The organism is Subsaxibacter sp. CAU 1640 (assembly GCF_023156585.1).
Classification (GTDB): Bacteria; Bacteroidota; Bacteroidia; order Flavobacteriales; family Flavobacteriaceae; genus JBPOFM01.
The window spans coordinates 249,946-276,359 of sequence record NZ_JALNMI010000005.1; the positions used below are offsets into that span (position 1 = coordinate 249,946).

28 protein-coding genes are annotated in these 26,414 nt (G+C 37.8%); 18 read left to right on the forward strand and 10 right to left on the reverse strand.

Annotated elements, in window-relative coordinates; all coding sequences use genetic code 11:
- The first annotated feature begins 565 nt into the window (after positions 1 to 565).
- Positions 566 to 691, forward strand: coding sequence for a four-helix bundle copper-binding protein (locus M0G43_RS13560; RefSeq protein ID WP_248027701.1), 126 nt, complete (start codon positions 566 to 568; stop codon positions 689 to 691).
- A 111-nt stretch (positions 692 to 802) separates the two neighbouring features.
- Here M0G43_RS13560 and M0G43_RS13565 read toward each other — a convergent pair whose 3' ends face one another.
- The 3 genes from M0G43_RS13565 to M0G43_RS13575 form a co-directional block, all read right to left on the reverse strand.
- Positions 803 to 1,639 carry a sulfotransferase gene (locus M0G43_RS13565; RefSeq protein ID WP_248027255.1) on the reverse strand — a complete coding sequence of 279 codons (837 nt, stop codon included), beginning with the start codon at positions 1,637 to 1,639 and terminating at the stop codon, positions 803 to 805.
- Positions 1,640 to 1,772: 133 nt separating this feature from the next.
- On the reverse strand, positions 1,773 to 3,047 hold the full coding sequence (locus M0G43_RS13570) for a hypothetical protein (RefSeq protein ID WP_248027257.1): 1,275 nt from the start codon (positions 3,045 to 3,047) through the stop codon (positions 1,773 to 1,775).
- 100 nt (positions 3,048 to 3,147) lie between these two features.
- Complete coding sequence (locus tag M0G43_RS13575; RefSeq protein WP_248027259.1) at positions 3,148 to 3,714, reverse strand: thioredoxin family protein; 567 nt, start codon at positions 3,712 to 3,714, stop codon at positions 3,148 to 3,150.
- 42 nt (positions 3,715 to 3,756) lie between these two features.
- Between M0G43_RS13575 and M0G43_RS13580 the strand changes: the two genes are divergently transcribed.
- A complete protein-coding gene (locus M0G43_RS13580; RefSeq protein ID WP_248027261.1) occupies positions 3,757 to 4,092 on the forward strand; it encodes a tRNA-binding protein in 336 nt (111 codons plus the stop codon).
- 55 nt (positions 4,093 to 4,147) lie between these two features.
- Here M0G43_RS13580 and M0G43_RS13585 read toward each other — a convergent pair whose 3' ends face one another.
- Positions 4,148 to 4,549, reverse strand: a complete 402-nt coding sequence (locus M0G43_RS13585) for a PUR family DNA/RNA-binding protein (protein ID WP_248027263.1) — start codon at positions 4,547 to 4,549, stop codon at positions 4,148 to 4,150.
- 122 nt (positions 4,550 to 4,671) lie between these two features.
- The gene (locus M0G43_RS13590) at positions 4,672 to 6,432 is read right to left on the reverse strand and encodes an ABC transporter ATP-binding protein (RefSeq protein WP_248027265.1); all 1,761 of its coding nucleotides are present in this window, start codon (positions 6,430 to 6,432) and stop codon (positions 4,672 to 4,674) included.
- Between the two features lie 137 nt (positions 6,433 to 6,569).
- On the opposite strand from M0G43_RS13590, the gene M0G43_RS13595 reads away from it, so the two are divergent.
- The 4 genes from M0G43_RS13595 to yajC all read left to right on the forward strand — a co-directional run bounded on the left by M0G43_RS13595 (position 6,570) and on the right by yajC (position 9,646).
- Positions 6,570 to 7,670 (forward strand): Glu/Leu/Phe/Val family dehydrogenase, encoded by a 1,101-nt coding sequence (locus tag M0G43_RS13595; protein ID WP_248027267.1) that lies wholly within the window; start codon positions 6,570 to 6,572, stop codon positions 7,668 to 7,670.
- A 106-nt stretch (positions 7,671 to 7,776) separates the two neighbouring features.
- Positions 7,777 to 8,721 (forward strand): transcription antitermination factor NusB, encoded by a 945-nt coding sequence (nusB, locus tag M0G43_RS13600; protein ID WP_248027268.1) that lies wholly within the window; start codon positions 7,777 to 7,779, stop codon positions 8,719 to 8,721.
- A gap of 59 nt (positions 8,722 to 8,780) precedes the next feature.
- Entirely contained in the window at positions 8,781 to 9,353 is a 573-nt protein-coding gene (locus M0G43_RS13605; RefSeq protein ID WP_248027270.1) for a DUF1573 domain-containing protein, read from the forward strand.
- 8 nt (positions 9,354 to 9,361) lie between these two features.
- Positions 9,362 to 9,646, forward strand: a complete 285-nt coding sequence (gene yajC / locus M0G43_RS13610; protein WP_248027272.1) for a preprotein translocase subunit YajC — start codon at positions 9,362 to 9,364, stop codon at positions 9,644 to 9,646.
- Between the two features lie 53 nt (positions 9,647 to 9,699).
- Here the strand turns inward: yajC and M0G43_RS13615 are convergent, their stop codons facing one another.
- The gene (locus tag M0G43_RS13615; protein ID WP_248027274.1) at positions 9,700 to 10,296 is read right to left on the reverse strand and encodes a YdeI/OmpD-associated family protein; all 597 of its coding nucleotides are present in this window, start codon (positions 10,294 to 10,296) and stop codon (positions 9,700 to 9,702) included.
- Between the two features lie 3 nt (positions 10,297 to 10,299).
- Positions 10,300 to 11,562 carry a peptidase T gene (gene pepT, locus M0G43_RS13620; RefSeq protein ID WP_248027276.1) on the reverse strand — a complete coding sequence of 421 codons (1,263 nt, stop codon included), beginning with the start codon at positions 11,560 to 11,562 and terminating at the stop codon, positions 10,300 to 10,302.
- A 134-nt stretch (positions 11,563 to 11,696) separates the two neighbouring features.
- Between pepT and M0G43_RS13625 the strand changes: the two genes are divergently transcribed.
- Positions 11,697 to 12,713, forward strand: coding sequence for a quinone-dependent dihydroorotate dehydrogenase (locus M0G43_RS13625; RefSeq protein WP_248027278.1), 1,017 nt, complete (start codon positions 11,697 to 11,699; stop codon positions 12,711 to 12,713).
- 4 nt (positions 12,714 to 12,717) lie between these two features.
- Here the strand turns inward: M0G43_RS13625 and M0G43_RS13630 are convergent, their stop codons facing one another.
- A complete protein-coding gene (locus M0G43_RS13630; protein WP_248027280.1) occupies positions 12,718 to 13,209 on the reverse strand; it encodes a GNAT family N-acetyltransferase in 492 nt (163 codons plus the stop codon).
- Positions 13,210 to 13,316: 107 nt separating this feature from the next.
- Between M0G43_RS13630 and M0G43_RS13635 the strand changes: the two genes are divergently transcribed.
- The 7 genes from M0G43_RS13635 (at position 13,317) to M0G43_RS13665 (ending at position 20,067) form a co-directional block, all read left to right on the forward strand.
- Positions 13,317 to 14,180, forward strand: coding sequence for a hydroxymethylglutaryl-CoA lyase (locus M0G43_RS13635; protein WP_248027282.1), 864 nt, complete (start codon positions 13,317 to 13,319; stop codon positions 14,178 to 14,180).
- 33 nt (positions 14,181 to 14,213) lie between these two features.
- The gene (locus M0G43_RS13640; protein WP_248027284.1) at positions 14,214 to 14,930 is read left to right on the forward strand and encodes an Insecticidal toxin complex protein; all 717 of its coding nucleotides are present in this window, start codon (positions 14,214 to 14,216) and stop codon (positions 14,928 to 14,930) included.
- A gap of 54 nt (positions 14,931 to 14,984) precedes the next feature.
- Positions 14,985 to 16,457 carry an IMP dehydrogenase gene (gene guaB, locus M0G43_RS13645; protein WP_248027286.1) on the forward strand — a complete coding sequence of 491 codons (1,473 nt, stop codon included), beginning with the start codon at positions 14,985 to 14,987 and terminating at the stop codon, positions 16,455 to 16,457.
- Positions 16,458 to 17,221: 764 nt separating this feature from the next.
- Positions 17,222 to 18,469, forward strand: coding sequence for a TlpA disulfide reductase family protein (locus tag M0G43_RS13650; protein WP_248027288.1), 1,248 nt, complete (start codon positions 17,222 to 17,224; stop codon positions 18,467 to 18,469).
- Between the two features lie 79 nt (positions 18,470 to 18,548).
- The gene (locus M0G43_RS13655) at positions 18,549 to 18,962 is read left to right on the forward strand and encodes a hypothetical protein (RefSeq protein ID WP_248027290.1); all 414 of its coding nucleotides are present in this window, start codon (positions 18,549 to 18,551) and stop codon (positions 18,960 to 18,962) included.
- A gap of 123 nt (positions 18,963 to 19,085) precedes the next feature.
- Entirely contained in the window at positions 19,086 to 19,469 is a 384-nt protein-coding gene (locus M0G43_RS13660) for a hypothetical protein (RefSeq protein WP_248027292.1), read from the forward strand.
- A 127-nt stretch (positions 19,470 to 19,596) separates the two neighbouring features.
- Positions 19,597 to 20,067, forward strand: coding sequence for an Appr-1-p processing protein (locus M0G43_RS13665; protein WP_248027294.1), 471 nt, complete (start codon positions 19,597 to 19,599; stop codon positions 20,065 to 20,067).
- A 376-nt stretch (positions 20,068 to 20,443) separates the two neighbouring features.
- Here M0G43_RS13665 and M0G43_RS13670 read toward each other — a convergent pair whose 3' ends face one another.
- Positions 20,444 to 21,103, reverse strand: coding sequence for a hypothetical protein (locus tag M0G43_RS13670; protein WP_248027296.1), 660 nt, complete (start codon positions 21,101 to 21,103; stop codon positions 20,444 to 20,446).
- 6 nt (positions 21,104 to 21,109) lie between these two features.
- The gene (locus M0G43_RS13675) at positions 21,110 to 21,979 is read right to left on the reverse strand and encodes a 3-keto-5-aminohexanoate cleavage protein (protein ID WP_248027299.1); all 870 of its coding nucleotides are present in this window, start codon (positions 21,977 to 21,979) and stop codon (positions 21,110 to 21,112) included.
- A gap of 241 nt (positions 21,980 to 22,220) precedes the next feature.
- Here M0G43_RS13675 and M0G43_RS13680 point away from each other — a divergent pair, with 241 nt between their 5' ends.
- The 4 genes from M0G43_RS13680 (at position 22,221) to M0G43_RS13695 (ending at position 26,410) form a co-directional block, all read left to right on the forward strand.
- A complete protein-coding gene (locus M0G43_RS13680; protein ID WP_248027301.1) occupies positions 22,221 to 22,670 on the forward strand; it encodes a hypothetical protein in 450 nt (149 codons plus the stop codon).
- Between the two features lie 263 nt (positions 22,671 to 22,933).
- Complete coding sequence (locus tag M0G43_RS13685; protein ID WP_248027303.1) at positions 22,934 to 23,704, forward strand: alpha/beta hydrolase; 771 nt, start codon at positions 22,934 to 22,936, stop codon at positions 23,702 to 23,704.
- A 6-nt stretch (positions 23,705 to 23,710) separates the two neighbouring features.
- Positions 23,711 to 25,123, forward strand: a complete 1,413-nt coding sequence (locus M0G43_RS13690; protein WP_248027304.1) for a leucyl aminopeptidase family protein — start codon at positions 23,711 to 23,713, stop codon at positions 25,121 to 25,123.
- Between the two features lie 84 nt (positions 25,124 to 25,207).
- Positions 25,208 to 26,410 (forward strand): acetyl-CoA carboxylase biotin carboxylase subunit family protein, encoded by a 1,203-nt coding sequence (locus M0G43_RS13695; protein ID WP_248027305.1) that lies wholly within the window; start codon positions 25,208 to 25,210, stop codon positions 26,408 to 26,410.
- Positions 26,411 to 26,414 lie beyond the last annotated feature (4 nt).

The following is a 26,414-nucleotide window of genomic DNA, read 5'->3' on the forward strand; positions in this document are numbered from 1 at the left end:
TTAGCACTTTGGGTGCTTTTACAAGAGACTTTTATTTCACGGAAAAATTGTTTAAAAATATCATTTATCAAAGGTTTAAATTTCACAAAAAAACTCACCTTTTGTTCGAGTGTTGTTCGACATTTGTTCGGGTATCCTTCGGTAAAAACGCCTTTTTCCGCACAACACCCGAAGGACACCCGAACATCACCCGAACAAGTGTCAGAGGAAACTGTCAGAAATGTTTAATGTATTTGGTCGCATAATTATTTGAAAAATTGTGCTTTGCTTCCTCTTATTTTCCATTGGCATCAAAACAAATAGGATATGAACAAATTTTTACAATAGACTTTTTAGAACTTATGGTTTGAATTGATTTTAAAAATTACTGATTATGAATAATTCTTATCAAAAATGTATTGAAGCGTGTCAAAAGTGCTTGGTCGATTGCCAAAACTGCCTCATAGAAATGGCTGGAATGAAAAGTATGAACGATTGCCCTAAATGCTGCGTGCAGTGTATTGATGCTTGTCTATCAAGTATTAAAATGATGGCTGCCGATAGCAAATATGCATCACAATATTGTATGCTTTGTGCTTTGGTATGCGAATGGTGTGCCGAGCAATGTGGTGAACACGACCACGAACATTGCAAAGTCTGTGCAGAATCTTGCAGAGTATGTGCTGAAGAATGCCGTAAGATGGCAGCTTAATAGGTTATACAATATGTTCGATGTAACGAGACCTAAAGAACATAGTATTACTTATAATCAAAAACTTTTATAGAAGTTTTTTAATTAGCTCTGATGTTCTCATGCCTTTTTTTACGCTGAATATTTGGATTTGACTAAATCGTATTCAAAGAAATTTAACACAGCGAGATTTTTTGAAAAAACTTGATTAATCGCTTTTATATCTTTTTCTGCGAGCTTATTAATTTTATCTGTATTTAAATTTTCAATTCCCATACTTTTCGACATATAATTATGGGCCGAGAATGATTGCAAATGATTTAAGTCATTTAATTCAGGAATAAATTTTTGAATTCGCTGAATTGTTTCTTCAGGTGTATCTACAAGATGCTCATAAGAAACCTGAATATGGTTTGGTAGGTAGAGAATATTTTCCATTTGATATTTCAAGCATTGAATAGCAAATTCAGCAGCATCACTTGCTGTGTAGTTTTCTCTTCTCATTAAGCTCTCGCAATGCGCATAGGGGTTTCTATAAAAAACGATAAAGAAACTTGGGTTAAACACTTTGAGTAAAGATTTTGTTCTTATAATGTTTGGAGGGCTTTTCTCCAATAAAATAGGATGGGTAATATCCCAGTATTTCAGCCATTGACGTTTTATAATTTTCCAATTAAAATCTATATCTTCATTCCAACGGTTATCGTTGAACATAATTTTGCGAACTTTAGGTAGAGTTTGTCCTTCTCTTGTACCAAAGGAATTGTTAACAGAAACAGCTTTTGAAGTTGAGATAAGTTCATTAAACATGGTAGATCCACAATAAGGAGGAGAAAGAATGAACAAAAACTTGTTGTTTTTCTTCACTGCAAAGGTCCTTTTGACTTTATTCCGTGTTAATGTTGGCAAATATTTCCAAGAAGGTGGAACTAACCGTGAAGCAAGAATCAAGTATGTCTTTTTCTGCAAAACTAAAGTACTGTAATTTGAAACATGTTAAGCAACATGACGCCTTGATCGGGTTTAATGGCGAAAGTGAAGCTTAAAAGAGCTGATTAAAGTGCAAATTAACGGTAAATTAATTTATTTGAACGAAAAGATTTTATTTTTTAATCTCAATACATTCAAAACATTTTAAAAGGTAAGAATTTTCATAGTTTAAATCTTCCGAACCTTTCAACGGCTCGGTGAGCAATGGTTTTTTGTCCAACACTTTTTTAAAGCCTTTGGCGTATTCCACCAAGTGGTCTCTGCGACTTTTGAGTTTTGTTGCAATTTTTTCGGCATCGAGGTCGTAGATGTCCTTTGGCCATTGACGTAAGGCATTTTCGATGACTTCGTCAGTCAGTTTATCTTGTAGAATTTTGGCTTGTTTGATATACACATCTTCTGAAATATTCTGAAGAAAATATACATCAAATGGCTGAACCAGTCCAGGTAAATAATCAATGTCATCATCAAAAGGTCGCATTTCGGGTTTGACGTTTTTATTCGAAATGATATTAGGGATGACACCTCCTAGATTGAAAAAGGCATTATCTCTATCGGCAGGCAACGGAATTGCATTTATGTATTTACCTTGTAGTTGCAAAACCCAGCCCCATTGTTTGGCGTGACGGTCCCAATCACCAATGATTATGTCGAAAAGACGTGCTCTGACCAAAGCATTTTGGTCTATCTGCAAATGTTCTCCGTGCTCTTGTTTAAGTTCTTGTAAATCATCAGTGTCTACAATCTCAATGACGTTCTGGTAATTCGTCCAATTGACCTTACTTTCTGTCTCGTACTCAAAAAGAAACAATTTATTGCCGTAATTATCGCTGTAACCTTCCAAAGCGTCTTGTTTTGGAACAAACACAATTTTTGGTTTGGTGTGCAGAATGCCTACAGCATCTGCCAATTGAGATACCACAACGGCACCATAAGGATGCTGTGCAGAAATACCATCGACTACAATATTCTCAAGTCCCAATGTTTTGGCAAACTCTGGTACCAAAGGTGCAGGATTTTTGTTAATGCCTCGTAAGGTATAGTGGATGCCGCTTGGCCCTTCCAATTCCAAAGATTTGGTTTGTTTGCCACCGCCTTCATCTATCACTTTCAACGTATCCAAAAACATCACAGGAGCTTTAATAGGTGTGGACCAAGCCTTGCGATAATGTTCACCCTGCATCAAACGTTTCAACTCATTGCTTTTATATTGCGTAGTGGCAGCAACACTTACCGAATCTAATTTTGTGAAATCAATTTCTTCAATGTCGTCGAAATTGGCTAGAATTGAAGTCTCGGGTTGCTCTGGCGATGAATTTAGAGACCAATACATCAAAATGATGAAAAGTATGAGGAGTGCTGCGATAAGTCCTAAAACTTTTTTCATAAATAGGTTGTTTGGTTTTAAGTCGAATTTAGAGTAAGCTTTTTAAAAACAATACCCTATATAAAACAAAAAATAACTCTATTCCTAGAGTCATTTGTCTTTATCTGTTTTCGGGTTTCCATTTGATATTGCACCCAATGCTTGGCTTTTGCTCTGGGCTGACAGGCTGGTTATTCAGTAAGGCATTTAGTGCATTTCTGATATCCTTTCCGTCTACTGGAACGCCATTGCTAGGGCGCGAATCATCTAATTGTCCTCGGTATATCAATTTCAATTTTTCATCAAACATATAAAAATCAGGAGTGCAAGCGGCTTTATAGGCTTTGGCAACCTGTTGGGACGCATCATAAAGATATGGAAAGATATAACCTTCGGCTTTAGCAGTTTCCTTCATTTTATCAGGAGCATCCTGCGGATAGTTTTCCACATCATTGCTTGAAATGGCGATAAAATTAATTCCTTTTGGTTTATAATCTTTGGCCAAACGTACCAGCTGTGCGTTGATGTGTTTAACGAAAGGGCAGTGGTTGCAAATAAACATAATAACGGTGCCTTTAAGGCCTTTAGCCTCGTCTAGGGAAACATTTTGTTCGGTTACTGTGTCCAACAATTTGAAATCAGGCGCTTTGGTGCCAAGAGGCAGCATATTTGATGGTGTCTGGGCCATTTTAATGTTTTTTATTTAGGGTTAAAATTATAATTTTATGGAATGAATAAGATAATAACTTTTGAAGACTTCTCCAAAGTCGATTTACGAGTAGGAACCATCATTGAAGTCAATGATTTTCCGGAAGCGCGAAACCCAGCGTATCAATTGACCATTGATTTTGGAGGCTTGGGAATCAAGAAATCATCAGCACAAATCACAACGCTTTATACAAAGGAGCAATTGCTCAACCGTCAGATTGTTGCCGTCGTGAATTTCCCAAAAAAACAGATTGCCAAGTTTATGAGTGAATGTTTGGTAGTGGGAGCAGTAGATGGTAAAGATGTCATTTTATTGAATCCGGAACAGAAAGTAAAAAACGGCTCAACCGTAAGCTAAAAAAAACCGTTGTTTGAAAAACAACGGTTTTTATATGGTATGTCAACTTCAGTTATTAAATATCTTCAAAGCTGATATCTGTAAAATTATCAGTGCTTTTTGCAGCTCCACTTGCTACTGCAGCGTCAGAATCATCAGAGGAATCGTAATCATCTTTTTTGTAATCTTTTTGGTGACGCTCGCTGATGACTTCATCTCCTTTTTCATCAACAATGTAATCTGTCATTTCCCTTAAGATATCATTGAACTCTGCAAAGTCTTCTTTGTATAGATAGATTTTGTGTTTTTTGTAATGAAAAGAACCGTCATCATTGGTGAACTTTTTGCTTTCTGTGATGGTTAGGTAATAATCATCTGCTTTTGTAGATCTTACATCAAAAAAATAAGTTCTTCGTCCTGCTCTCAATACTTTGGAGTATATCTCTTCTTTCTCCATCATTCCATTATTATCACTCATAATTTTTTAATTAATTTGATTTAGCGTCTCAAAAATCTAAAAAAAAAGAATAGTAACCAACTAAATATGTCATTTCTTTTGAATGAAACTAATTGAAGAATGCTTCAAGTAGCCTTATTACTTTAATTGGATGATGATTCCGTGAGCTGTTTTAGGTACAGATTCTTGTAGTAGCCATCGGTATTTATCAGGCTGTCGTGCGTACCTTGCTGTATGATATTGCCATCTTCCAGAACAATAATTTTATCAGCATTTTTTGCAGAAGACACTCGGTGACTGACAATGATGGTGGTTTTATCTTCCGTCACCTTGATGAGGTTTTTAAGTATTTTTTCTTCTGTCTCTGTATCAACGGCAGATAAACAATCGTCAAACAATAAAATAGTCGGTTCTTTGATGATGGCTCTGGCTATGGAGATACGCTGCTTTTGTCCTCCAGAAAGTGTAATGCCTCGTTCGCCCAAAACGGTATCATAGCCATTGGTAAACTTCTTGATGTTTTTATGAACGTCCGCATTTTTTGCAGCATTGATGACGTCCTCTTCAGTGGCGTCTTCTTTTCCGAACATAATATTGTTCTTTATGGTGTCGGAAAAAAGGAAGGCATCTTGTGGTACATAGCCAATGCTCTTTCTTAAATCGTTGAGATTTAATTGGTCTATCTGCGTGCCATCAATGGTGATTTGACCTTGCTGAACATCGTAAAGTCTGCCAATCAAATCGAGAATAGTGGACTTCCCAGAGCCCGTTTTTCCAAGAATGGCCAAGGTTTCACCTTTATTCAATTTAAAACTGACATTTTTTAAGGCTTGAATATTGGTGTCGGGATACACGAATGACACATTTTTGAATTCAATTTCGCCTTGAATATTAGAATGAGTTGAGACTTTGTTTTTGATTTCAGGCTCTTGTTTCAAGAACTCGTTGATACGCTTTTGTGACGCTTCAGCTCTTTGAATGACCGAAGTAACCCAGCCAACTGTAGCCACAGGCCAAGTCAACAAATTGACATATATGATGAATTTTGCAATGACACCAAGGCTTGCAATTTCACCATTCATATATTGAACACCACCTATGTAAATCACGATGATGTTACTCAAGCCAATCAGAAAAATCATCAACGGGAAAAACAAGGCTTGAACTTTTACAAGATCGAGGTTCTTTTGTCTGTTCTCTAAAGAAAGTGTTTCAAAATCAGAATTGATTTGTGGCTCAATTCCATACGATTTGATAACCGAAATCCCGCTGAAAGTTTCTTGCGAAAATGTTGAAAGTTTTGATAGCCAAACCTGTACAATAGTACTTTTTTTATGGATTTTTCTGCTCAATACATAAATAAAATAGGAGAGTACCGGAAGAGGAATTATGGTATAAAGTGTCAGTACAGGTGCTTCTCTAAACATCAAATACAATGCAATGATAAAGAGCGTCAGTGTATTGATACTATACATAATGGCAGGACCTACGTACTCACGGACTTTTCCAACGTCTTCGCTGATTCGGTTCATCAAATCTCCTGTACGATTGGATTTATAGAAATTAAGAGATAGGCGTTGGTATTGCTGATAAACTTCATTCTTTAAATCGTATTCCACATATCGAGATACATTTATCAGCGTTTGACGCATCAAGAACGTAAAAATTCCTCCAATGATAGCTGCGCCAACGATGTATAGGATGTTCATCAAGAGCTCTGTCTTTACAATATCAACATCAGTAATGACACCTTTGCGATATTCATCGATGACATCTACAGAAGAACCTACCAATTCAGGTGTAAATAAGAGAAATATTCGTGCAATAATTGTGATAACTATACCAGATAGCATTTGGTATCGATACTTATAGAAATATTTATTGATGTGTTTTAATTCTTTCATTCCAATAACTTGGGGCGCATTAAGTTTTTAACAATATTGCATTTTAACAGCTATATTTTTGCTAATACTCCAATATTGATTTATTTTTGCAGGCTGTTTTTAGATAATCTACAAACGCTAGTTTAAATAATAATGATATGACTTCAGAGATCATAAGCCCTAAAGAGCTATATAAAGTTGATCCAGTCTTTGGTCAAGTTTCGTTTGATGACCACGAGCAAATCGTATTTTGCAACGACAAAGATAATGGTTTAAAAGCAATAATTGGTATTCATAACACAGTTTTAGGGCCTGCCTTGGGAGGTACCAGAATGTGGAGCTACGGCAACGAGTGGGAAGCATTGAATGACGTATTGCGTCTTTCAAGAGGAATGACTTTTAAATCAGCTATTACAGGATTGAATCTCGGTGGTGGAAAGGCAGTTATCATCGGTGATGCCAAGACTCAAAAAACACCAGAATTGATGCGTAAATTCGGTGAGTTTGTTCATTCTTTAAGCGGAAAATACATTACTGCGGAAGATGTTGGGATGACCACCGAAGATATGGACACTGTAAGAGAAGTAACACCTTATGTTACTGGTATTTCTGAAAGCAAAGGAGGCGCTGGAAATCCTTCTCCTATAACGGCTTACGGTGTTTTTATGGGTATGAAAGCGGCAGCCAAATTTAGATTTGGTTCAGATGTGTTGGAAGACAAATCTGTTTTTGTGCAAGGTATAGGCCACGTTGGTGAGGCTTTGGTAGAACATTTGGTCAACGAAGGTGCAAAAGTGACGATAGCAGATATCAGTCAAGAACGTTTGGAGAATGTACGTTCTAAATATAATGTTACCATTTATGGAGGAAATGATATTTATAGTGAAGAAATGGATATCTATGCACCTTGCGCACTTGGTGCAACGATCAATGACCAAACTATTGATAAAATTAAGGCAAAAATCATCGCTGGAGCTGCTAACAATCAGTTGGCAGAAGATAAACACGGTAAAATGCTTCAAGATAAGGGCATTGTTTATGCTCCGGATTTCTTGATCAATGCAGGTGGTATCATCAATGTATATGCCGAGTTGGAAAATTATGGCAAAAGAGAAATCATCCGCAAAACAGAGAATATTTACAATACCACTTTAGAGATATTGGAACGCGCTAAAGCAAATGATGTTACTACTAATACAGCTGCTGTAAATATTGCAAAAGAACGAATTGAAACACGTAGAAAAGAAAATTCAAAATAAATAGATTTCAATCGGATTTGATTTCCTGAATTATAAAATAACACTATTTTTGCAGGGCGAAAGTTTAAAAAACCTTCGCCCTTTTTAACTGTAAAGTTCTTTGCAAATGCTAAATAGAAGACACATACGTATCAAAGTGATGCAAACCCTGTATGCCTTTGACGGTTCTGAAAGTGATGATTTTAAAAAAGAGGAGAAGTTCTTGCTGCAAAGCTTGGAGCATATGTATGACCTTTATTTGATGCAATTATCATTGTTGATAGAAATACAGAAACGCGCTGAAGATCATCAAGAGAAAATCCAAAAAAAGCATCTTGCCACTCAAGAAGAAAAAAATCCGAATAAAAAGTTTGTAAACAATGAGATTCTTCAACTATTGAAGAATAATGAGCCACTTAAAAACGAGCTGGAAAATCGTAAAATCGATTTCTGGTATCTCGATTTTGAGTATATAGAAATCATTTACAAAGCGATACTTGAGAGTGATTTATATAAGGAATATATGTCTACAAGAACTTCAGATGTTAATCAAGATAAAATCTTTATTGTCGATGTGTTTTCAGAAATCATTGCGCCAAATGACAAGCTTTACGAATATATAGAAGACAAAAAACTCACTTGGATTGACGATTTACCAGTTATCAATACAATTCTTCAGAAATTGCTTCGTAAGGTCAAAAAGAGTTCTACTGATTTTCATTTTACACCGAAGCTTTACAAAGATGAGGAAGATAGAGATTTTGCTAGAGACCTTTTCAAGAAAACCTTGCTCAATCGTTCAAAGTTTAATGAGGAAATTTCAAAGAAAACGGTTAATTGGGATTCGGACCGTATTGCAAATTTAGATGCAATCTTGCTTCAAATGGCTATTTGTGAATTCCAAAAATTTCCTTCTATACCCACAAAAGTGACTATCAATGAGTATTTGGAGATAGCGAAAGAATACTCAACACCTAAAAGTAGTATCTTCATTAATGGCATTTTGGACAAAATTGTAAAGGAGTATACAGAAGAAGGGAAGTTAAATAAAATAGGTAGAGGATTGATGTAGTGATAAAAAATCATTACTTTTATGCCCTCAAATTTTAATAATAATTAAATATTCATACCATGAAAAAAGTAATTTTAGGTTTAAGTGCACTTTGTATGGTCGCTTTTACTTCATGTAAAGACAATGCTGAAAACAAGGTTCAATCGGATAACGTAGCAGCTGCTGCTGAAAGAGATGCAAATTCTGGGAAGTTACCAAAAATTGAATTCAATGAAACAGAACATGATTTCGGGACTATTCCTAATGGTATTCCTGTATCTACAGTTTTTAAGTATAAAAATGTTGGATCATCTCCATTGGTCGTAAGTGATATCAAAAGTACTTGTGGATGTACAGTTCCGTCTAATTGGACAAAAGAAGTAATGCCAGGGGAAACAGGTGAATTCACAGTGGAGTTCAATGGAAAAGGAAACGGTAACCAAGTGAGTAAAACTATCACTATGACTACCAATACTGAAAAAGGTTCTGAAGCTGTTACCATCAAAGCATTTGTAGAAGCAGACCCAAATGCTCCTAAAAAAGAAGCTGGTTCTGCTACAATAATGCAGCAACCCAACCCAACTCCTATGGGAGCTGCAGCAACTGTAAAGAGCAGCACGCAACCCGGACACGAAGGACATAACCACGATTAATTAGTAGAATGGGAGATTTAGGTTCTTTTTTACCAATTATCGCAATGTTCGCCGTGGTGTATTTCTTTATGATCGCACCTCAAATGAAACGCGCTAAACAGGAAAAAAAGTTTGCAAGTGAACTAAAGGTTGGTGACAAAGTAGTTACCAAAAGTGGAATGTATGGTAAGATTGCTAGTTTGAATGACAAAGACAATAGTTGTGTCATCGAAACCTTGGCTGGAAAAATTAAATTTGATAGAGCAGCCATCTCAATGGAATCTAGCAAGAAAATCAATTCCTTATCCGAATAAGTTCAAAATAGAATAAAAAAGAAAAGCCACTTTTTAAAGTGGCTTTTTTATTGCTAACAGTTTTTATACTTGTCATTGAGACCAATGCCTTTCAGAATCATTGGTTTTATTTTTTCCAGTCTTGAGAGTTTGGTATCTTCCCTTTTGGCGGTTTCGATATATTCTGCATACTCTCGCTGCTTTCCAGGTGTCAATAATTTGAAAGCATCGTGAAATACGGAGTTTTCTTTTAATGCAGTATTCAGTTCTTTTGGGATGCTCACTTTTTTGCCTTTTCGTTCCGGTTTAAGTTCTTTGCCCAGCTTTTGATTTTCAATAGCTTCTTTGACATAGCTTAAAACCGCGTTCTTGTCAATTTCAGCCATTGAATTAAATCGCATCTGCCGCAATCCTTTGGTTTTTTCTTGTGCTTGCTCAAGAAGGTTTTGTTCGTCTTTTAAGAATACACCATTAAAAAACCAAATACCAAAATGATTCTTGAATGCACCCAATCCCACCACATTTTTTCCATCAAGAGAATAAACAGGAGCGCTCCATTTAAGATTTTCTATCAGTTCTGTGGAATTAATAATGTCTCTCAATAAAGTCAATTCTTCACCAAAATGTGAGTTGACTTCGATATACTCTTCAACGGAACTTACTTTTTTCATAATCTAATGATCTTCTTCTATGGTTTCAAAATTTTCAGTAGCTGTCAATTCAGCAATCTTACAAATAACTTCAGTAGCTTTTATCATACTTTCCACAGGAACATATTCATAACGACCGTGAAAATTATGGCCACCAGCGAAAATATTAGGACAAGGTAATCCCATATAACTCAATTGCGCACCATCTGTACCGCCTCTAATAGGTTTGATGATAGGCTTCACGCCAACTTGCTTCATAGCTTCTTCTGCAATGTCGATGATATGCATCACTGGCTCAACTTTCTCTTTCATATTGAAATATTGATCCTTGATTTCAATCACGATTACCTCACGTTCGTACTGCGAATTGATTTCATCAGCAAGATTCTGCATCATTGCTTTTCGAGCTTCAAAATGCTTTTTGTCGTGATCACGGATGATATAATTTAAAACCGTTTCCTCAACCTTTCCTTCCACACTTGTCAAATGGAAAAAACCTTGATAATCTTCTGTATGTTCAGGTTTCTCTAGTTCAGGCAGTGAATTGATAAATTCAGTAGCGATGTACATAGAGTTCACCATTTTTCCTTTGGCATAACCTGGATGCACAATCTTGCCTTTAACTTTCACTTCTGCGCTGGCAGCATTGAAGTTTTCAAATTCCAATTCGCCTATCTGGCTTCCATCCATTGTGTATGCCCATTCAGCTCCAAACTTTTCAATATCAAATTTATGTGCACCTCTACCAATTTCTTCATCAGGCGTAAAACAAACTCTAATGGTTCCGTGTTTGATTTCCGGATGTTGAATAAGATATTCCATCGCAGAAACGATTTCAGTGATTCCAGCCTTGTCATCTGCACCCAAAAGCGTGGTGCCATCAGTAGTGATAAGTGTTTGCCCTTTATATTGAAGCAAATCATCAAAATAATCGGGAGACAACACAATGTCCAATGCCTCGTTCAGAACAATATCTTTTCCATTGTAATTTTCAACAATTTGCGGGTTGACATTCGCTCCAGTAAAATCTGGTGATGTATCAAAGTGAGACACAAAACCAATGGTAGGCACCTCGTGGTCCACATTGCTCGGTAAGGTCGCCATCACATAGGCATTTGGGTCAATAGTCACATCCTTCATTCCTATGGAAATCAATTCCTTGGTCAAGGCTTGCGCTAAATCCCATTGCTTCGAAGTACTTGGTGTGGTGTCAGATTTTGGATCAGATTCGGTGTCAACCGTTACGTAACTGATGAAACGTTTGATTATATGTTCTTTGGATATCATAATATGATGGTTTTGAGGGTTCGTGTCAGATAATTTGTAAACCCTTTAGAGTTCAAAAGTACCACTATTTTTCAAATTGAAGAATGGGGTTTTTTATGAAATGAATGGTATTTTTGCACAACACTATCAACATTATGTACAAACTCTTCATTAGACCGCTGCTATTTTGTTTCGACCCTGAAAAAGTCCATCATTTCACCTTCGGAATGATTAGAACCTTGTGCAAATTCCCAGGAATGAAGGCTTTGTTTCGAAGTTTGTACCTCGTCGAAGACAAACGTTTGGAGCGACAATTGTTTGGCTTGACTTTCAAAAATCCTGTTGGACTCGCTGCAGGTTTTGATAAGGATGCCAAGCTGTACAATGAATTGAGCAACTTCGGATTCGGCTTTATTGAGATTGGTACGTTGACGCCAAAACCACAAGATGGCAATCCGAAAAAGAGATTGTTTCGCTTAAAAGCAGACCAAGCGATTATCAACAGAATGGGTTTCAACAATGGTGGTGTCGAGCAGGCTGTTTTAAGATTGAAGGAAAACGAGGGTGTACTGATTGGTGGCAACATCGGGAAAAATAAAATCACGCCCAATGATGAAGCTGTTGAAGACTATAAAATATGCTTCCAAGCCTTGTTTGACTATGTCGATTATTTTGTGGTGAATGTGAGTTCGCCAAATACGCCCAATTTGAGAGCGCTTCAGGACAAAGAGCCATTAACCAAGCTTCTCAACGACCTGCAACATCTCAATTCTACCAAAACAGCAAGAAAACCAATTCTCTTAAAAATTGCTCCAGATTTGACAGACGATCAATTGATGGATATTATTGACATTGTTTCAGATACCAAAATAGATGGTGTCATCGCTACGAACACGACCATTTCACGTGAAGGCTTAAAATCTGAAAATAAATCTGAAACAGGCGGATTGAGCGGAAAACCTTTGACCAATCGTTCCACAGAAGTCATTCGGTTTTTGGCGGAAAAAAGCAACAAAGCATTCCCAATTATTGGCGTTGGAGGCATTCATTCAGCCACAGATGCTCTTGAAAAATTGGATGCTGGTGCTGATTTGGTCCAATTGTACACTGGTTTTATTTATGAAGGTCCGAAATTGATAAAAGACATCAACAAAGCATTAATGAAGAAATAAGCGTCTAAATAGGTTTCTCCATCAAATAATCATCCATAATAAAGCCGTTCCCAATATCTATTTGAATGGCTTCCTTGACGTTAAATCCAAGGTATTTATACCATTCAATGGAGTTGGTATTGTATTTATTCACTGTCAACCAAAGTGTTTTCAAGTGTTTTTCTCTGCCTCTTTCAATTGCAAAATCCATCAGTTGCTTACCTAATCCAAGTCCTCTAAAATCAGCATCCACATAGATTTTACTGATCATCAATTTTTCAGCTGCTTCATCAACTACTAAAGCCAAATACCCACAAAAGTCTTCCTCGTGTTGAATCAAAAAATAAAGATACCCTTCGTCGATTTGTTTTGTAAAAGCATTTGTACTCTGGAATTTATCCACCATATAATCCACTTGATCTTGACCGATGATGGCAACATAATGTTGATTCCAAATCTTCTTGGCCAAGGCGGCAGTGATTTCAATCTGTTCGTCGGTGGTAACAGGAATTATCAATGAATGAATGATTTAAGTTGAAAAATGAAATTACTAAAACAGACCACAATTTAAGTAAACTTTGAAAATAGTTTTGCTCATCACATTCTTTATTATCTTTGAAGCATATGAACGACCAAATAAAGATCATCGAATGTCCGCGTGATGCAATGCAAGGCATCAAGGATTTCATTCCGACGGAAAAGAAAGTGCAGTACATTCAGTCCTTGTTGCGCGTGGGTTTCGATACCATCGACTTTGGTAGTTTTGTATCTCCAAAAGCCATTCCGCAAATGGTAGATACGGCTGAAGTACTCTCGCGTCTCGATTTATCAAATACAAAGAGCAAGCTATTGGCAATAATCGCCAACACAAGAGGCGCCGAAGATGCATCAGTGCATCCAGAAATCAACTATTTGGGATATCCGTTCTCGATTTCTGAAAACTTTCAGATGCGTAATACCCACAAAACCATTGCGCAGTCGGTGGAGACGCTTAAAGAAATCCTTGACATTGCCAGCAAGGTCAACAAGGAAGTGGTTGTTTACATTTCTATGGGCTTTGGAAATCCGTATGGCGACCCTTGGAACGTGGACATCGTAGGAGATTGGACGGAACGCTTGGCGCAAATGGGAGTGAAGATTTTATCCTTGAGCGATACCGTTGGTACTTCAAACCCAGAAAATATAGATTATTTGTTTTCTAATTTGATTCCAAAATATCCTCACATCGAGTTCGGCGCACATTTACATACCACGCCTACCACGTGGCACGAAAAGGTTGATGCGGCTTACAAGGCTGGCTGTTTGCGTTTTGATGGAGCGATTCAAGGCTTTGGTGGTTGCCCAATGGCGAAAGATGAATTGACAGGAAATATGCCTACGGAAAAACTCCTATCTTATTTTACGTCGAAAAAGAACAATAATCTGAATGCCTTGAGTTTTGAAAGTGCTTATAACGAAGCCACGAAGATTTTTACGATGTACCATTAGGTAGAAGGCAATCGTAAAAGAGCATGGATGAAAATGAATTCGATAAAACTTGTAGTGTTTGTAGCGGTTTGCTTATCGTCATTCAAGAGCGTGGCAAAAGAATACAAGTCGCTAAAATCATATCAAAAAGAAACAAATAATAGCACATTACAGCCTCAAGATTGGTTGAAATCTGACAGAAAACATAACACTTTAGTTTGGATGAACGCTAATCGACACAACCTGCTCAACAACAATCCTCAAGAATATCAAACCATCAAGCAGCGAAAGGATTTTTTCCTTTGGATGGACACCGAACTCAATTTAAAAGGCCACGAAGTGGTCTGGCCAAGAATGGCATATTTCATTTCCAACAAATTACGACTCTTGGAATCGTTCCCATATCAAACCTTGACCAGCCGTAAAATCAAAGACTATGCAATGGATGGCAGCAATGCAGTATTCTTCAATTCCTTTGTAATGCTGAAAGAATTATATGAATCCGAAGAAATTTTAAAAGGTACCAAGGCTGAAGGATGGGACAAAGAAATCCTGAAAAAGGAGCAGCATTACTGGATTTCCGACGTCTATAAAACCATTGATGACAAGAGTCTCAAGCACATTGAACGCATTGCCAAGGGAAAATCCTTGTACAGTATTTTTGTACCGAAACAGATTCGCTTTGAAGGTGATATTGCCAATGCGGATGACAGATATTCCTACGCATTCCATAAGCTTCGCGACTACTGCAAATACTTAAAAAATAAATAAAGTTGTAATCGCAATTTTAATCGTATATTTGCATGCAATTAAATCCTAATTGCGATGACATCACATCAAAATAAAATTCTGGGAGAAGGGCTTACTTACGACGACGTCCTTTTGGTTCCAGCATTTTCAGAAGTACTTCCAAGAGAGGTCAATATCCAAACTCAATTTACACGCAACATCAAAATCAATATCCCCATTGTGTCCGCTGCTATGGATACGGTCACGGAAAGCGCTATGGCTATCGCCATTGCACGCGAGGGTGGAATAGGTGTGTTGCATAAAAATATGACCATTGCCGACCAAGCTGCCGAAGTCCGAAAGGTAAAGCGTGCCGAAAGCGGTATGATTACCGATCCTGTGACCTTGCCTTTGACAGCCAAGGTTCTGGATGCAAAACAGAATATGGCAGAGCACAGTATCGGTGGCATTCCCATTGTGGACGACAGCGGTATCTTGAAAGGAATTGTCACCAATCGCGATTTGCGCTTCGAAAAAGACAATTCGCGTCCTATTGTCGATGTAATGACCAAAGACAATCTCATCACGGCGCCTATCGGCACCTCCTTGGAAGACGCAGAAGGAATTCTACAACAGAATAAAATCGAAAAACTTCTCATTGTCGACGACAATTACAAGTTGGCTGGATTAATTACCTTCCGTGATATCACAAAGCTGACCACAAAACCTATTTCCAATAAAGACAGCTTCGGTCGTTTAAGAGTGGCTGCCGCGTTGGGCGTCACTGCCGATGCTGTAGAGAGGGCAGAAGCGCTTGTCAATTCGGGTGTCGATGCAGTCATCATCGATACAGCGCACGGACATACCAAAGGTGTGGTATCCATCTTGAAGTCCATCAAAAGTAAATTCCCAAACCTCGAAGTAGTGGTCGGTAACATCGCTACGGGCGAAGCGGCCAAGTATTTGGTAGAAGCAGGTGCCGATGCCGTCAAGGTTGGTATTGGTCCAGGCTCTATTTGTACCACAAGGGTCGTGGCTGGTGTTGGGTTTCCACAGTTTTCTGCAGTATTAGAGGTCGCTGCTGCCATTAAAGGCACTGGTGTGCCGGTCATTGCAGATGGTGGTATCCGTTACACAGGCGATATCCCTAAAGCCATCGCAGCTGGTGCCGATACAGTGATGTTGGGCTCCTTGTTGGCTGGTACTAAAGAATCTCCTGGCGAAACAATTATCTACGAAGGAAGAAAATTCAAGTCCTATCGTGGTATGGGTTCTGTAGAGGCCATGAAACAAGGCAGTAAAGACCGTTACTTTCAGGATGTCGAAGACGATATCAAAAAACTGGTGCCAGAAGGTATCGTAGGTCGCGTACCTTACAAAGGCGATTTGTTCGAGAGCATCCATCAGTTTGTCGGCGGACTCCGTGCAGGTATGGGCTATTGCGGTGCCAAGGACATTGCAACTTTAAAAGAGAAAGGCCAATTCGTAAAGATCACCGCATCAGGTATCAACGAGAGCCATCCTCACGATGTCACCATCACAAAGGAGTCTCCTAACTATTCAAGGTAACAGAGCGTAACCAAGTAGTACCGTCAGTTCATAGCATCCACCATAATGCAATGATGTTCTCGTATGGATATCGTGTGTTATGTCATATCGGGCGTGTGTTCCGTCTATCCATTCATGTGTTGCGGTACATCGGGCGTGTGTTGTCCCTTACCCGACGTGTGTTGCCCTTATCCCGTCATGTGTTGTCCCTTACCCGACGTGTGTTCTCCTTATCCCGTCATGTGTTGCCCCTTACCCGACATGTGTTGTCCTTATCCCGTCATGTGTTGTCACTTACCCGGCGTGTGTTGTCCTTAACCCGACGTGTGTTGTCCTTCATCTGTCATATGTTCCGTCTTCCCAGTCATGTGTTGCGGTACATCTGGCGTGTGTTGTCCTTCACCCGACGTGTGTTGCCCTTATCCCGTCATGTGTTTTAACTTTCCCGACATGCGTTCTCCTTATCCCGTCGTGTGTTTTGACTTTCCCGACGTGTGTTGTCCTTTACCCGACATGTGTTCTCGCTTTCCCGTCGTGCGTTCTCGCTTTCCCGACGTGTGTTCTCCTTATCCCGTCGTTACAGGACAGTTTCCCGTGGTTACGGAACAAGTTCTCTAAACATATGGTTGAAAAAATCTAGAAAATATCACTTCGTCATCCATCACATCTTCATAAAGAACCCTAAAACCACACTAAAAAACATTATATCCCATTAATTAATCCATTAAATGAGTATTTTAGTGTTGATATAATGAGTTTTGCAAAATTTCTAACCGAGATCGAGAATGAAATTTATTACCAAATTTATTTTACTATTTACAATACTATCTTTCTTGAATTGTTTGTCGGAAAAAGAACAACTACTAAGGATAAGTGGAAAAACAGTAGGAACAGATACAAAATCAATCATTTTAGTGAAACCTAATCAAGATACAAGGTTTGATTCAATAATAGAGATTCCAGTTATAGATGGCAAATTTCATTATGAGTCTAAACTTGATCACCCAGAATATGTAACTCTTTTTCTAACTAAAGATTTAGGAAGGTTTATGCCACTATTTTTAGAGAATGAAAAAATTGATTTAACAATTTATCCCGAAGAAGAGTTTGATAAAAACATAGTCGAAGGTGGAAAACTAAATGATGAATACAGAAAATATAAAGAACGTTTTGATGATAAATTTAACAATAGAATAAAGCCGCTTCAAGATATCATCAAAGCACTTTTTAAAAGTGACGAATATAACAGCGATAAAACAAAACTACTTTACACGGAATTAAAAAAAGCCAAAGATCAAGATGAGAAAGTAGTCATTTACAAAAAGCTTAATGATTTAGAAAAATCAGGCGAAAATTTAAGTCCTAAAGCCAAAGAGCTAGACAATAAAATAAAACCAATTTACGAGGAGCAAAAGATGTTTCAGCAGAATTATATTGAAAGCAATCCTAATCTTGTGTCATATTCCTTTTTATTAGACAACTTAATTTTTAATAAAGAAAATCTTGATGTTAATTCTGCTAAAAAAAATTACAAAATATTGTCAGACGCCAACCCGACACATCCATATAATGAACTTGCTTCAAACTTAATTAATGCAATTGAAAACATAAAAATTGGAAAAAAATATACTGACTTTTCCGCACCTGATTTAAATGGAACCGAAATAAAACTTTCTGAAAAAATTAATGGGAAAATAGCGTTATTAGATCTATGGGCTACTTGGTGTGGACCTTGCATAGCCAAAAGTAGAACAATGGTTCCTCTCTACAACGAATACAAAGACAAAGGATTTACAATTATTGGAGTTGCTGGAGAATTTAAAAATACAGATAGACTTGTAAAATTCCTTGAAAAAGAAAAATGGGAATGGACAAACCTTGTTGAGTTGGACAGACAAAATAATATTTGGCAAAAATATGGAGTCGATGGTGGTGGCGGTGGAATATTCCTAATTGACGAAAACGGACTGATTTTGGCAAAAGACCCGACAGCAGAGGAGGTGAGAATTGAATTAGAATCTCGACTGAATTAAAAAAAACTGGTTACAACAATTACAATATATACTTGCTCATTCTCGCATACTTCTGACACAAGCTAAAACTCACTCGAACTTGAAAAAAAAAACACTGATAGGAATTTTAATAATCGCACTTTTGACGATTATTGGATTTTTTGTTTTAATGACAAACTTTGAGATTTTTGACCAACCGTTCGAAACTGAATTGAAAGCCGAATGTGATTTCCAAAAAACGCGTAAAATTAAATTGACTGAAAGGGATGGAAATGCAGTGACAAATAGATCATTGCACATTTACGCGACATATTGTAATAATATTGATGATACAATTTCAGAACCTATTTTCGTGGTGGATGCGCCATTTGTAAATCGAAATGATGTTAGTTTTAAATGGAAAAGCTTTGATACATTGACAATAAAATATGATAAAAGATTAAAAGTAATTGAGCAAAAAACGGAATCGGAATTAATAAATCCAAGAATAGTGATTAAATACACATCTAAATAAAAAACATTTTACCATAACATATATAGCTCATTGCAGCTGATTCCTAATCAGATACGAGCTATGCGAACTGGCGCAGCAAACCATACATTAACCTCTATACAACATTTAAAAAAAACAAAACCAATGAACCTATTTGGAAATATAAAATCTCTATTAAAAAAAGATGAGTTATGGGGAGAATGGAATTCCGATGATGGAAGTGGTTTTATGATGATTATGGGTTCGTGGATGAAAATTAACTCTGACGGAACTGGGAAATATGAAAGTTGGTCAGAAGGAGATGATGAAACAGGAGGTTATAATTACAGTGGGGAATTTGAATGGGAAAGAATCGGGGAAAAGAATATCAGAATTAGAGAAAACGAAACTGAAAAAACAGAGGAGATTGAGTATAAATTGGAAAGGAAAAATGGGCGAATCGAATTGACCAGTCCTCAACCTGAATTAGAGAAATTCGGAATTGATGCTTTTTGGAATTTTGCCCAAAAAATGTTTAAAAAGGAATAAAAACTACTATCGACACCTTATATAAAATATATTTTTATAAGTCCTCAATTGACGAAATCAAAGCTGAGACAATTAGCAACAATTAAAAATCATAAGATAAATACAAAGCAATTACGATAGATAAACAATGCAGATAAACTATTTAAAAGGAGACGCAACGCAACCCGTAGGACAAGGTAATAAGATTATTGTTCATGTCTGCAACGATGTAGGTGGTTGGGGAAAAGGGTTCGTGATGGCAATTTCAAAAAGATGGAAAGAACCTGAAAAAAATTATAGAGAATGGGCTAGTCACGGCAATGATTTTGATTTGGGAGAAGTACAGTTTGTACAGGTTGAACCAACACTTTGGATAGCCAATTTAATTGGGCAACGAAATATCAAAAAAAGTAAGGATGGATTGCCTCCTGTAAGATATAATGCTATTAGAAAAGGACTTTCAAAAGTTAGTGTTTTCGCTAGAGAAATAAATGCATCCGTTCATATGCCTCACATTGGATGTGGACTCGCTGGAGGTAAATGGGATCAAATTGAACCTTCCATAACTCACGAATTAACTGGAGCAGGAGTTCAAACATATGTCTATGATTTTGAGTGAAGTTCAGTTCTGTTTCTTCCTTATGCAACCCACTGAATCTCACTCAATTCTCCGTCATAAAACCTAGTATTCCTAAATCAGGATGCAATTAAAATATGTCAATTGTACAACATTTCCTATAAATTGTGTAAAACGCTGCCAAGCACTCTAACCTATCTTTGAAACACATTATAAGAGAGAACTTATAATACCTAAAATAAACGAAATGAAAATGTCCCTCAGTAGAATCGTAGCCTTATATTTAGCCTTGTGGTTGGTCAGCGTAGTAGTCGTTGACAATTTCCAATTTATCAATATCGCCTTTCTCGTAGTCAGCATCGTCACCTTACTGTTACTTTTTGCAGTAAAAGGAAAAAAGCTATTCGAAGCCTGGTAATTATTTAAACCTCCGCAACATAAAATGCCACTGAAACTTCTTGAATAACTCGATATTCATATACAGTTTCAAGTGTCTAGAGTTCAGCTTTTCCTTAAATCGAATGGCCGATTTATTAAAATAATTGCTGATACTGTATTTCTTATGGATGCCTTTGTCGTTTAGATAACGGTAGCTCAAATATCGCAGATACGGAGCCAAGTTCTTGCCTCTGAAATCATCAAAAGTATACATGTTGAGTAAATAAGCTTCGTCAGAATTGATCCTAAACAGCTTATTCTTAAAGGTCAAGTCATCATATTTTATAAACATATAGGCAGCAACAGTGCCATTTTGGATGAGTCCTATACATTCCTGTCCATCTGCAATACTGATGTTTATTTTCTCTTGATTCAAATGGTCCGAAGCATTCAATAGGCTTTGCACCTGCGCTTCGTTTAAGGAAGTAAACTCAAAGTCGTCAGACTCCGATCTTAAAACAGGTTTGTCAGATGGCCTTACTTCTTCCGCTACCCAATAATAGGGCATAATGTCAATACCAATTTTTGCCAAGGCATGCCGAAGTCCTTGAAAGAACAGACCATGTCGTATAGTGTTCCAAATGACCGACAGGCTGTAGGAAGACTTGTTTTTTCCGTTATGTGCGATTGCTTGTGGCATGGCTACCTATGTAAAGTCTCGACCATAAGATCCATTCCCTGGATTCATGTTCATTTTCTTCCGGAATTCTTCCGGCGTCATAATACCGCGTTCATTGGCTTCGGCAATCACATGAATACGTTCTATCATCTCATAGTTGGTAGCGAGTTTGGTCCTCGACGTGTCATACCAGATATTATCCTCAATGCCCACACGCACACCACCACCTACAGCGACGGCTAGAGAATTCATTTTAAGCTGATTGTTACCGATGCCTGCCAAGCTCCAAAAAGAATTTTTCGGCAAATCGTTGATCATCACACCTGTGTGAAGCAAGTCAGCCTGTGCACAGGCAATATTTCCAAAAAGAAGATTAAAGTAGTAAGGTGGTTGAATCAGTTTTTTCACCTCAAGGTATTTGGCATAGTTGATCATTCCATTGTCAAAAACTTCCAGTTCGGGTACCACACCGTTCTCTTTCATCACCCTTGCTAAATCCTGCACCATTTGAGGGCTATTGATACTCGCTTGCGTATTAAAATTTAGGGAACTCAAGGTCAAGCTACCCATGTCGGGTTTCAAATCGCCTTTGAGCAATACTGCATCGCTGCGTTGTTCCAGTTCACTAAAGTCGCGTCCGCTTAAAGACACGCATAGCACCAGCGTTGGTGCATATTTTCTAATACCCGCCAGTATATCAGCATAGATCTCTTTCTCATAAGCAGGTTTTCCTGTCACGGCATCTCTTGCGTGCAAGTGAGCCATGGTGATGCCTAATTCACTCACCCGATGAACATCTTCCACTATTTCTGATACACTTACGGGAACGTGAGGTGTCATTTCTTTAGTAGGGATCATTCCGGTGGGAGTGAAATTAATGATTAGTTTCTCTTCCAAAATTAGAACGTTTAGGGTGATTATCGCTTCACAAAATAGGGAAACTATTGTTTATTTTAACTTTTTGTTATGATTATTTTTGATTCTATCTAAAAATATGGCCTCTTTTTTTCAATATTCACAACCTTTAAAAATCATCAAATCTTCTTAAATGGAACAACAAAAAGCATTAATGTCCTCAAAAAATATTGTCGTAAATAATTATATTTATGCTAAATCCAACCATTAATAGCAAAATCATTTGGACACTATAAAATTAATTCCAAGAAAACTACCAGGCAATACCAAAGAAAGAATTATTGAACGAAACGTATTTGATATTGTTATAAATGGTAAATCTCTGACTGATAAACTAATTGAAGGTAAATTAGACACCATCCCAGTATTTGGATTCTACGGTCAAACTAACTATGAATTGGAAACCATAATGGAATTTATGCTAGAAAAAGATTCTGATTTGGACTCTGAAAGAATTAAATTATTCATTTGTAGAGAATGCGGAGATGTTGGATGTGGAGCTATCACAGTAGAAATTGAAAAAACCGATAAAACATTTAAGTGGAATTCATTTATGTGGGAAAATGGATTTGAAAAAATGAAAGAGCATGATCGTATTCAAACTGAACCTCTAGAGTTTATGAAATCTCAATATGAAGATGAATTCAATAAATTAAGGGGCTTTTGGTTGTAAGACCTGCTCCTCAAAACCTCCCAACCTCATATCCACTAATACCAAAACAAAACCATTAGTGTATTCGTGGTACTCTTTTCAACCATAAGTCATAAATAGCAAATCGACCATCATCATTATTCATAATTGTTAATTATTAATTATTCATTATTAATTGAGAAAACCAATGTCAACAAATCATCACTCTATTGTTAATATATAATCAATTTTCTGTGGCATTTAAAAGCATAAAAATGTATGTTTGTTTTCTTAAAATAGTTTAAATGACAGTGACGGAGTTCGAACCTATCATAAAGGTCATTGAGGAAGCTTATGAGATACCACACCTCAATGCCACACGCAAAATATCAGCCCTTCTACCACACGATTATTACCAGTCAGATAAAAGATATCCAGTACTCTATCTACAAGACGGACAAAATTTATTCAATCCCTATGCGCCTTTTGGAGATTGGGCGATTGATAAATCATTGGGCAAACTAGCCCAGCAAGGCATGAGCGATATCATCATTATTGCTATAGATCATGGTGAGCAAGAGCGTATCAGTGAGTATTTGCCATATTATCATCCACGTTTTGGTGAAGGAAAAGGCAATTTTTACATTCAGTTTATGATAGAAAAATTGATACCTTACATCAATAACAACTATCGAACGCTGCCCGATTTTCACAACACAGGCATTGGCGGTAGTTCAATGGGAGCGCTGATTAGTCTGCACGCAGGCTTGTCAAATCCAGGCGTGTTCGGTAAAATGATGGTGTTTTCACCGAGTCTCTGGATTTCAAAAAAGATTTTCAAGAACATCAAATCCTTTAAACCTCTTGAAAAATCCAAGATTTACATGTATTCGGGTGGTCAGGAAAGCGCAGAACACCTGCCGAATGCGCGTAAACTTGAGAAAATTATCAATAAAAAAATGGGGAAAGGTCATAATATAGAGTTCCATTTTTCTGTAAATGAACATGGCAATCATTCAGAAATGCATTGGAGGGAAGAATTCCCAAAAGCAGTGGAATGGCTATTTTTTAAATAAAAACCAATGGACTACAAACACATTCAAAACATAGACAAAACCAAGGATTTGATTGTTCCTGTTAAAAAGAATGATTCAAAATCCTTGAAAAAATATACTTCGGTAAAAGACGTGAACTTCAATGGCGACTTCGGCAGCATTTCAACGCTGTATGGCGCCAAAGGAAATAAGATATATCTGTTGGGCATTGGCGAAGACAAAGACAACGTAAAGCTGGTCGAGGCCTTCAGAAAACTGTGTTTTGAAACAAAAAAGTATTGGAGCAAAAGCATTCAGTTGGTAGGTGAGGAGCTGTCTGAAGACGATATCCGTAAGGCGGTGACAGGCTTGGAATTGGGAACCTATGACATAGGCCAATTCAAATCAAAAAAGGAAAAAGCTACCAAATTCACGGTGGAAGTCTCCTCATCAAAAAACATCATATCCCAGTTGCAAGAAGGCAAACTGACAGGCGAAACGGTCAATCGCATCAAAGCCTTGGTCGATGCACCTGCCAATCATAAAACCCCTGAATTCCTTGGTAACTGGGCAAAAGAGTCTTCAAAGGCGTCAAATTACAAATGCACAGTGTTGCATCAAGATGAACTGAAAAAACAAGGCTTCGATGCGGTGATGGCTGTCGGTCAAGGCAGTGCAAATCCGCCTGTGGTCATCATCAATGAGTATATGCCGAAGAAAGGCAAAAAGGTCGATATTGGCTTGGTCGGTAAGGGCATCACCTTCGATACGGGTGGTCTCTCCATCAAATCCTCCACAAATCTGCACTATATGAAAAGTGATATGGGTGGTGCAGCTGTGGTGTTGGGTGTGGTGGAATTGGTCGCCAAACTAAAATTGAATGTCAACATAGTAGGAGTCGTGTGCTCTGCCGAAAATGCGGTAGACAGCAACAGTTACCGTCCTGGTGATGTCATCAATTCGTATTCTGGCAAAACCATCGAAATCATTGATACCGATGCCGAAGGACGTTTGGTCTTGGCAGATGGCTTGAATTACATCATCAAAAAGTTCAAACCAGAACAAGTAATTGACTTGGCAACCTTAACGGGAAGCGTGGTGCAGACCTTGGGCTATTTTGCAGCAGGTATGTTCTCAAACAATACCGAAATGTCCAATCAAATGTCAAAAGTAGGCTATGAAACCAACGAGCGTGTGTGGCCATTGCCATTGTTTGAAGATTACGAAAGCGACCTGCACAGCGATGTGGCCGATTTACGCAACTTCAGTGGCAAACCAATTGCAGGTGCCATCACGGCTGCAAAGTTTTTGGAAGCCTTTACAGAAGAACACAAAAGTTGGATGCACTTGGATATCGCTGGCGTATCCTTTGGCGATTCACCCTATGCAAAGATGAAAAGCGCATCAGGCTATGGCGTACAATTGATTACCAATTATATTAAAACAAAAGTTGCGGAATAACTCGATTTATTTTCCTATTTTTAAATCAATCAAGCTCATCTTGAGTCTAACAGCGTAGCTGTCTAACTTTCTAACAATCTAATTATGTCTAATAACCATCCTCTCAACTTCCTTTGCATTACCACTTACCATAAAGGTCAGGATTTTATGAAAAGCTGTAAAGCTGAAGGCAATAATGTTTATTTATTGACGAAAAAGAAACTCGAAAACGAGATTTGGCCTTGGGAATCGATTGATGATGTGTTTTGGATTGACGACTGGAATCAAAATGACGTCGTAAAGGGAATTGCCTATAAGTTCAGAAACATTAAGTTTGATCGATTTGTGGCATTGGATGATTTTGATGTGGAAAAGGTAGCAATGCTTCGTGAACATTTCCGAATGGCTGGAATGGGTAGGACCACCGCACATTATTTCAGGGACAAGTTGGCGATGCGTATGAAGGCAAAAGAAGAAGGCGTTAATGTGCCTGCATTTACATCTTTATTTCACGATGGAGACATCAATGAGTATGCAGATACGGTAAGTCCACCTTGGCTGTTGAAACCGCGTATGGAAGCCTCGGCAACAGGCATCAAGAAAATTCACAGTAAAGATGAACTGTGGCAAATTGTTCACGGATTGGGCGATGAGCGCGATAATTATTTGGTGGAAAAGTTCGCACCAGGTGATGTCTACCACGTGGATGGATTGACTGTAGATGGAAAAGTAGTATTCTCTCGAGTAAGTAAATATTTAGACACACCGTTTGAAGTGGCACACGGAGGCGGCATTTTTCGTTCGGCAAGTTGCGAGATAGGAAGCAAGGTCGAAAAAGGATTGACCAAGATGAATGCTGACGTGATGAAAGCCTTCGGAATGCAATTTGGCGCGTCGCATACAGAGTTCATTCAAAATAGGGAATCTGGAGAGTTGTTCTTCTTGGAAACATCGTCTAGGGTAGGAGGCGCCAATTTGGCGGAGATGGTAGAGTTTGCCTCTGGCATCAACCTTTGGGGCGAATGGGCAAAAATCGAATCAAAAAACCTTAAAAAGCAAAAATACACACTTCCAAAAGCCAATAACAAATACGCTGGAATCGTAGTGTCCTTAAGCCGTTATGAGCATCCAGATACCTCCAGTTTTATGGATAAGGAAATCGTGTGGCGTATGCAAAAACCTTGGCACATTGGTTTAATCGTAGTATCCGACAGCAGCGAGCGTGTTATGGAATTGCTGGATAATTACACAAAGCGTATTTCAGAAGAATTCCACGCTAGCTTACCTGCACCGCCAAAGTCGTTGTAAAAAA